Raw genomic sequence first — 8,152 nt, 5'->3', positions numbered from 1 at the left:
GATATATCACCCATACAATTTTTATTAACATAACCTATCATTATCAATAGTTAACGATGCTAAAAATTTCGTTATGGGGTAATTAAAACTATTAGCTTGATAGGGATGGGGTATGACCACATAACGAAGAGTAATGTTTTTAGTTGATACTGATAATCGTTATCAACTAATTAGAAGTATACATGATGTCATTTCAAATTTCAATAGCATTTCTAATATTTATTTATGAATTTTATGATATGCAAATGTATACATTTTAAGAACTTTTTCTAATACCAATCTGACTCCTTCCATTATCTGCTATAATTTTCATTGAACAGATTAATAACTTCATAATAATGTTTTTATTAATTTCGTTCTAAATATCTATAAATCATAATAAATAGTTTAAATGAGGGTAGGGGTAACGATGAAATATGTTAGTATTCGAAAAAAACTACTGTTCACACTCTTAAGCATTTCTTCTTTATTTAGCATTGCTCTTATTGTTATTCTTTCATTCGCCATGAATCAAGCAAGTGAAATCGAAACGTTAAAAAATGATGTATCAAAAAGAGCGACGATTTTAAAAGAACGTGGCGATTGGTTCCAAGCACAAGTTGCTGGTTTACAAGAATATTTGCTATCACATGATCAAAAAGGATTAGATAAGTTCAATCGAGAAGGGAAAAAATTAGCTGATACTAGAGAGAAAGTAACAAGTGACAAGAAGCTCCCAGAAGGAATGAAAGAAGCTATTTTAATGGGGGGAAAATGGCGTAGCGTCATAGATAATGAGGTACTACCTCTTGCGCGTGAAGGAAAATGGGAAGAAGCATCCAAAATTGCTTTATCACAAACAGATTATGTAAATGATCTTTTAGGTCGTTTTAATAAATATACAAATGAAGAGAATGAGAAACGTGACGCATTAATTGCTGATGTCGAGTCTTCTTCATCACTTATTCAATATATTATTTTCTTCTCACTCATTACATGTACATTAACGTCTATCTTATTAGCATGGTGGTTCTCTGGTAAACTTGTTAAACCAATTCGACAAATTGATGAGAAGTTAAAAGAATTAGCTTCTCAAGATGGAGATTTAACGGCTAGATTACACGTAACAAGTAAAGATGAAATTGGTGACATTGCAAATTCCTTTAATCAAATGCTCACTAACTTACAGCATATAATAAAACAAGTTCAACAAACATCAACAAGTGTAAAAGAGGCTTCCGAAAATGTATTTATCGAAACAACCGCTTCTATGGAAAATACCGCAAGAACCCAAGAAACTATGAATACTCTTGAACACAATATTCGTTCACAAGTTTCTAGCATTGAAGAAAGTTCAACCGCAATGGATGACATGGCAACGAGTGTTCAGCGTATCGCTGAGTCCGCCTCTTCTGTTACTAGTTTAGCTGTCACAACTTCAGAAAAAGCAGATGATGGGAATAAAGTCATTGAGAAATCTATTACACAAATGCATACAATTAACGAAGCTGTTAACGCTACATCACAAGTAGTTGAGCGACTCATTACACATACAAATCATATAGATACTGCACTTCAATCTATTTCGAATATCGCCGACCAAACAAATTTACTCGCTTTAAATGCTTCTATTGAAGCAGCTCGTGCTGGTGAACATGGAAAGGGATTCGCTGTTGTTGCCGATGAAGTTCGAAAACTTGCTGAACAATCTCAACTAGCCGCAACTGACATTAACCATTTACTTCATCAAATTCAAGCTGATACAAAAATAGCAAATGACATGATGACACAAGGTCAAGCAGAAGCTTCTGAAGGAATTACGGTTATTCGTACCGCCGGATCTTCATTCTCAGAAATTGTTAACCACATTAACAAAGTCTCTACACAAATGCAAGAAATGTCTGCAACTGCTGAAGAGATGGCTGCAAGCTCTGAAGAAATGAACGCAGCTTTAAATAATATCGCTTCTATTTCAAACGAAGTTGCTGCAGAAACATCACAAACAGCGCATTCGGCTGGTGATCAAGTAAACAAAATGAGTATCGTGGCTAACAAATCATCTGAAATGAAAACAATCGTACAAGAACTTGAAATTCTCGTCTCTCATTTCAAAACAAACGCTTAAAGTGAAAATGACACGAGCTCAAAGGTATAGGAATGAAAGTTTTACAGTCTCTCTTTTTTCACTTTAAAATATCTCTTTCTATCTCTCATTCCGTCTGCTATAATTCCTAAAGGAAATAAGAAAGCTTTATTCCAACTGGAGTAAAGCTTTCTTTCAATTTTTTACATTTATTAATTCCAATACTAAGATTTCACAAAGGAGGCTTTTAATTATATGAATTTTGTAAGTATCAGAAAAAAACTTATGTTCATGATGGGAACGATTTGCGCTTTATTTGGTGTCGCCTTAGCATTTATTTTATTTTTTGCTATCGACCAATCTCGTAAAGCTGAAACATTACAAAAAGAAATTTCTCCACTGGCAACAGAATTGAAAGAGCGTGGAGACGCTTATCAAGTACAGCTCTCTGCTTTAAGAGGTTATTTACTACAACATGATCAAGTCGAATTAGACAAGTTTAATGAGATGAGTAAACGTCTTGAGGATTCAAAAGATAAACTTCTTTCTAATCCAAATCTTTCTTCGTCCGTAAAAAGCACAATGGAATTAGGGTCTACTTGGAGAAAGTTCATTGAAGAAAAAGTATTCACTCTTGCAAAAGACCAAAAATGGGAAGAAGCTTTACAAGTAGCTTCTTCAGAAAACGGAACGGTCTATAAAGTAATTGGTGACTTCACAAATTACAGTAATGAACAAGCTAAATTACGTGAACAATCTATTGAAAAAATTGATCAATCTGCACTCTTAATCGAATATGTTATTTTCTTATCACTTGTTGTATGTATTATCGTTGCAATTATTCTTGCATGGTGGTTCTCTGGTAAACTGGTGAAACCAATTCAACAAATTGACACGAAACTAAAAGAATTGGCCTCTCAAGAAGGTGACTTAACGGCACGTCTACAAGTAAATAGCAACGATGAAATAGGTGCTATCGCAACATCATTTAATAAAATGTTAGAAAACCTACAACATATCATTAATCGTGTTCAAAAAACATCAGTGGAAGTACAAACTGCTTCTGAAAATATGCTAGAAAAAACGAATACATCACGTGAGGCGACATTAAGAGTCCAAAGCTCGATGTCCAACTTAAATGCAAGTATTCAATCACAAACTTCTAGTATGGAAGAAAGTTCAACTGCAATGGATGATATGGCAGTAAGTGTTCAGCGCATTGCTGAATCTGCTTCATCTGTAGCGGAGCTTGCTGTTGCCACATCTGAACATGCTAGCGATGGAAGTACCGTTATCCAAAAATCTGTTTCACAAATGACAACAATACACGAAGCTGTAAATGCTACGTCAGAAGTGGTTGAACGTCTAATCACTCATACGAAATATATTGATACTGCTGTACAATCTATTTCTAATATTGCTGAGCAAACAAACTTACTTGCTTTAAATGCTTCTATTGAGGCAGCTCGTGCTGGTGAGCAAGGAAAAGGATTTGCTGTCGTAGCTGACGAAGTTCGAAAGCTTGCTGAACAATCTAAAACAGCTGCAACAGACATTAATCAATTACTACATCAAATTCAAAATGATACAGAAACTGCTAGCTCTATGATGTCTCAAGGCCGTTCTGAAGCATTTGAAGGTATCAATGTTATTCGTGAAGCTGGTACTTCTTTCACAACAATTGTGGAACAAGTAAATAAAGTATCTACTCAAATGCAAGATATATCAGCAACTGCTGAAGAAATGGCTGCAAGTGCTGAAGAAATGAATGCTTCACTTAATAACATCGCTTCTATCTCTACTGAAGTATCGAGCGAAACTGCCGCAACGGCACAATCTGCTGAACAGAAAGTTATTGTTATGAATGAAATGACAGTAACTGCTAGAAAAATGAAACAAACAGTTGAAGAGTTAGATCAACTCGTATCTCATTTTAAAACAGAATAGATGTTCAAAAAATATCCCTTCTTTGAAAGAGGGATATTTTTTTGAGCTCATTTCCTGCACATTATGCTCATTTCCGTTATAATGAGAATCGATATCATTAAAGTGTAGGAGGGGCTGCTTATGTCACAAGAAGCATTTGAAAATAAATTACTTGCCAATTTAGAGGCTGTTATTGACCCTGAACTAGGTGTTGATATCGTTAATCTTGGATTAGTTTATGATGTTACAGCAGATGAAAATAATAATGCTGTCATTACGATGACTATGACTTCTATCGGTTGTCCAATGGCTGGGCAAATCGTATCAGACGTTAAAAAAGTATTATCAACAAACGTACCTGAAGTTAATGAAATAGAAGTAAATGTCGTTTGGAATCCACCGTGGTCGAAAGAACGTATGTCACGTATGGCGAAAATCGCATTAGGTATTCGCGACTAAATAAAGTGGAAATTTCATCATTTGCGGATAGCGGGATAAAGAAAAGACCTGACTAGGATGTCAGGTCTTTTCTCTTATTATTTTACACCTACTGCATCATAAGCTTTCGTTACAGCTTGTACAGCTTTAGAGTTTTTACCATATAAATCTTCAGCTGACTGAAGAGCAGCTTGACGCATCATTTTGAAGTCAGAGTTTGCAGTTAAATATTTCGTAAGAGCACGGTAGTAAATTTTTTCTGTCGCTTCACGGCCCACTCCAGTTACTTTCACGCCGTAATGATCTCCGCCTTCAGATACTAAATAAGCAGCTTTATTATTAATACTGCTGTTAATATGAACACCGCCATTATCAGCTGTTCCAGTATAACGTTTACTATAGTGATCTGGGTAACCTTCACTTGGTTTTAATGGATTTGGAATAGACGCTGGGTCTTTAAGAGAGCGAAGTGCATCACCAGGTTTATCAGGTGTATAAATATCAGCACCTAAATCCCAGCTCTTCTTCTCAACCATAACACCCATAATATCAGATAACGATTCATTTAACGCCCCTGACTCATTTTTGTAAACAAGGTTTGCTGTATGTTCAGTTACAGCATGCGTTAATTCGTGACCGATAACATCAAGTCCAGCAGATAATGGAATGAACGTTTTTCCATCGCCATCACCGTACATCATTTGCACACCATTCCAAGCTGCGTTATTCCAAGCTGTACCTACGTGAACAGTTGAAATAAGCTTCGCACCTTTATCATCGAAAGAGTTACGATTAAATGTCTTTTTGTAGTAATCATATACTTTTCCTGCATTTACATGTGCATCAACTGCAGCTTTATCTTCGAAGAACTTAGATTTACTTTCAACTTCTTCTCCTGTATATCCAAGCCATTGTGAGAATAAATTAAACCAGTTCTCGTCCATATTTTCTGCATCAAATGTATGAACACCTTGTCCTCGTTTACCATCAAACAAGTTGAATTGTCCTGTTTTCGTATCTTGAGCAATTTCAAATGATTGTCTAGCACCTAATACTCCGTAACCAAATCCAGTAATGTTATCTACAGCGTTATATTTCTCAATAACATTTCCATTCGTTGCATCAACAAAATAATGCCAATATCCTGGAGCTGGTTTTGAAATCGATGCCTTAACTAAGTATGCAAGGTAGTAATTACCGTCCTTTTCATATACAAATAAATCTTTTTTCACACCGTCATAACTCTTTACTTTACCAATTTCTTTCTCAATATCTGCCTTTGCAATTGTTTCTGCTTGTTCCGCAGTAATGCTTGCAGCTGCAGGAATATTTTTATCATCTAAATTCGGAATAACTTGTCCGAAGAATGCTTTTACATTATTCTCTTTATCAAGTGTAACAGTTTGATCAGAACCGTACACAGGAATGTTATTATGTTTCTCAACTAGCTTCACATGTGTCGTATCAGATTCAGCGTCTTTTTCTTCCCCAACGATATTAAAATGCTTTTCAATATTTCCTGCTAATTTAAACATATCTTTCTTACTCTCTAAGTATTGAAAGACTGTCTCTTTTTTATCTAGTCCTTCCGGTGCTTTCCATTCTTCACCTATGTATGCAGGTGTTTTAAATTCTTGATGATATTGAATTTTTTGTTCTTCCGCTTTCGTTGTCGTTGCCCCAAACGCTCCAAATCCCCCGGCGATAACAGTTAACGCTAATGCTGATGAAATGACTTGCTTTTTCACTATAACATTCCCCATTCCCATAAAGATTTTTGACACTTTTATACAATTCTTATTTTCCCAGCCGATACCTCTACCAAAAATTTGAGAAACATTTTTCAGACAATTCCAATCAAAAAAAGAAGACATCTATCGGATGTCCTCTTTTCTATAAACCTTTTATTGTTTTTTCAATTCAATTGCTAAATAGTGTGATTGCTCTTTCGCTTGAATGTGAATATCTTCTTCTACCGCTTCTGCTGCATCCCGCATAACAAACGTTTCACCATTTATTACACTGCTTCCTTCAATTTGTACAAGGTACAATTGACGGCCTTCTTTCACTGGAAAATGAATTTCTTTTCCAGCCTCTAATGATAAAGAATATAAATTCGCATCTTGGTGAATTTGAATTGGTGCATTTCCTTCTACTGAAGATACCATATGGAACCATTCATTTTTACGCTTGCTCCAATCAAATTTAAACTCACCATAGTTTGGTTTATGATCTGCGCGGTCTGGTAAAATCCAAATTTGTAATAAACGCAGCGTTTCATCGCCTAAATTATGCTCGCTATGAAATACACCCGTGCCAGCACTCATATATTGAACATGTCCACGCTCAATCGTTCCGCGATTTCCCATGCTGTCTTCATGTGTTAAAGCACCATCTACAACGTAAGAAATAATCTCCATATCACGGTGCGGATGCATATCAAAACCAGTTTGTGCCGCTACTAGATCATCATTAATAACACGTAACGATCCGAAGCTCATGTTATTTGGATTGTAGTAATTGGCAAAAGAAAAATGAAAATGTGTATTTAACCAACCATGATTTGCTCTGCCCATATTTTTATGATCAACTTTTCTAAACATATCCTTCACCTCATACTATCTCGAATTCGAGATTTATTTTAAAATTTTTTTCTTACTGTAACTTTTTTAGTAGTGTTAATAATTGATTTTGTTCTTCTATATTTAAATTATGAAACTTCTCTGCTTGGAACGTTTCTTGAGGTGGAACAATTTCCTCATATAAAGCTCTGCCCTTTTCTGTTAACGAAATATATTTCGTAGTACCCTCTTGCTCACGATGAATCCACTCAAGCTGCTCCATTTTATTTAAAAGCTGCGTCACATTTCCTTTCGTAACAAATAGCTTATTCCCAAGTTCTTGCTGCGTTAAACGATTATGTCCTCCAACTTGAGCTAACACATCAAACTGGGCGGCAGATATATTCCATTTTTTCAAATGCTGATTCGTCTCACGAATACTCTTATTATAAAAGCGTGACAAACGAAACCATAATAGTAGCCCTAGTCTATCTTCTGTTTTCATTTCATCACCTCGCTCGTTTCATATCATTAGTTTAGAACTAAACTTAATAAAAGTCAAATACTTATTTTTAATAAGCATAAAAAGCACAGCGCTATTTCTCCACTATGCTTTACATTAACTTTCTACTCTTATATTCATCTAATTTCCTCTCCGCGAACTTCCTCGCATCTTTTTCAATCCACCGCTCTTCGTACCGTTCACTTCCCACATACAATATATCTCTCTTATGCTGCATCGCATGGCGGAATTCATGCAGTAGCGTTTTGAGAACTTGCTCATACTCTTCCCACATACAAACGAAAATTAATTGCTTTTCTTTATGATAAAAACCACCTACCGGGAATAGGAACTCTTCTTCCTCTTCCCCTAATGATAGAAGCACATCATTTGCATCACACGTATCACAAAAAATAACGGGCGTTTTACATACTTCAATAAGAGAAAACAAATCCTCTCTCAACTTTTTGACATCCCAAGGAAGCTCCGAATCCAACACATACCAATTCTCTACCTGTTGATATACATTTTGAAACTGGAGTTCCATTTCTCTTTATTCCCCTCGTATATTAATATTTAAGCCCTATCTCAGGCTTAGTTTTACTCTCTAATAAGAGTCCAGTAATAAAGAAAATACTTGGACGTCTCAAGATATTTCTAGAT

Annotated in this window: 7 protein-coding genes; 3 read left to right on the top strand and 4 right to left on the bottom strand. The window is 35.5% G+C overall.

Annotated features, from left to right (window positions below; all coding sequences use genetic code 11):
- Positions 1–409: 409 nt before the first annotated feature.
- From MR168_RS31370 to MR168_RS31360, 3 genes are all read left to right on the top strand, one after another.
- Entirely contained in the window at positions 410–2,104 is a 1,695-nt protein-coding gene (locus MR168_RS31370; protein WP_086412656.1) for a methyl-accepting chemotaxis protein, read from the top strand.
- Positions 2,105–2,317: 213 nt separating this feature from the next.
- Complete coding sequence (locus MR168_RS31365; RefSeq protein WP_016123721.1) at positions 2,318–4,009, top strand: methyl-accepting chemotaxis protein; 1,692 nt, start codon at positions 2,318–2,320, stop codon at positions 4,007–4,009.
- A 120-nt stretch (positions 4,010–4,129) separates the two neighbouring features.
- Positions 4,130–4,447, top strand: coding sequence for a metal-sulfur cluster assembly factor (locus tag MR168_RS31360; protein ID WP_000076422.1), 318 nt, complete (start codon positions 4,130–4,132; stop codon positions 4,445–4,447).
- A gap of 77 nt (positions 4,448–4,524) precedes the next feature.
- Here the strand turns inward: MR168_RS31360 and MR168_RS31355 are convergent, their stop codons facing one another.
- The 4 genes from MR168_RS31355 to MR168_RS31340 form a co-directional block, all read right to left on the bottom strand.
- Entirely contained in the window at positions 4,525–6,174 is a 1,650-nt protein-coding gene (locus MR168_RS31355) for a M4 family metallopeptidase (protein WP_033685825.1), read from the bottom strand.
- A 156-nt stretch (positions 6,175–6,330) separates the two neighbouring features.
- Entirely contained in the window at positions 6,331–7,029 is a 699-nt protein-coding gene (locus tag MR168_RS31350; RefSeq protein WP_000488964.1) for a pirin family protein, read from the bottom strand.
- A 52-nt stretch (positions 7,030–7,081) separates the two neighbouring features.
- Complete coding sequence (locus MR168_RS31345) at positions 7,082–7,492, bottom strand: MarR family winged helix-turn-helix transcriptional regulator (protein ID WP_000845466.1); 411 nt, start codon at positions 7,490–7,492, stop codon at positions 7,082–7,084.
- Between the two features lie 109 nt (positions 7,493–7,601).
- The gene (locus MR168_RS31340) at positions 7,602–8,036 is read right to left on the bottom strand and encodes a DUF3920 family protein (protein WP_000422801.1); all 435 of its coding nucleotides are present in this window, start codon (positions 8,034–8,036) and stop codon (positions 7,602–7,604) included.
- Positions 8,037–8,152 lie beyond the last annotated feature (116 nt).

Origin of the sequence: Bacillus cereus group sp. BfR-BA-01356 (genome assembly GCF_022663635.1) — a bacterium.
GTDB classification, from domain to species: domain Bacteria; phylum Bacillota; class Bacilli; order Bacillales; family Bacillaceae_G; genus Bacillus_A; species Bacillus_A cereus.
This window is presented reverse-complemented; position numbering and strand designations above follow the sequence as displayed.